Here is an 892-nt window from a genome sequence, read left to right on the forward strand (position 1 = left end):
GGCGGCGGCCGGCGCATCGGCACCGGCCGCCGTCCCGGCATGCAGCGCGACGCCGCCGGCCAGCACGACGCCCGGCAGCGCGCCGCGCCACGATGGTTTGATCGGCCGGCGCACCGTCATTTCGACCGTGCGTGGATTTCTGCGACGTAGCCGCCCGGGAACTGCACGAGCGCCGCGTCACGGCCGTCCGACGTGAACGGCGGCACGAGCACGGTCACGCCCGCGGCTTCGGCCTGCTTCAGCGTCGTGGCGAGGTCGGCGACTTCATAGCCGGTCATCTCGCGCCCGAACGGGAACGGCAGATGGCCGTCCGTCGCGAGCACGGTCATCTTGCCGAAGCCCGATTCGATACGAATGCGGCGGTACGTGTCGTTCGGCCGGCCGATCTCGATGCCCGGCGCCTTGCGCACGTCCGACACGATCTTGCCGTGCGAGAACGCGGCGAAGTCGTGCGCGAGCTTGCCCGCGCGTTCCGGCGACACGTACACGCGGTTTTCCGGCACCGTCTGCAGCGGGTCGTAATTCGGCGCCTGCGTGTGCCAGTAAAGCTGCATGTTCACGCCGCCCGGCCAGCGGATGATCGCGTCGCGCCCGATCGGATCGGGGAACGTCGCGACGACCACGTCCGCGCCATGTGCACGCGCCGATTTCACGGCCACGTCCATGTCGGTCACCAGGTAGCCGGTGCGCTCCTCGCAGAACGGATACGGGATCGGCGTCTTGAAGCCGAACACCGAGATCGTGCCGACCGGCGTGAGCACCAGTTGCGACATCGTCTGGCTCGGCGTCGGCGTGACCTGGAACACGCCCTGCTTCGACTTCTTGCCGCCGAACGTCGCGACGAAGCTGTCGGTGAAGCGGTCGAAGTCTTCCGGCGCCACGCACACGTGCG

General features: G+C 69.1%; 1 protein-coding gene. It reads right to left on the reverse strand.

Going from position 1 to position 892, the window contains the following annotated elements:
• Positions 1 to 116: 116 nt before the first annotated feature.
• On the reverse strand, positions 117 to 892 hold a 776-nt coding region (locus tag F3J15_RS37465), incomplete at its 5' end, for a glyoxalase (protein WP_166897855.1).

The organism is Burkholderia sp. Ap-955 (assembly GCF_011753045.1).
Classification (GTDB): domain Bacteria; phylum Pseudomonadota; class Gammaproteobacteria; order Burkholderiales; family Burkholderiaceae; genus Burkholderia; species Burkholderia lata_D.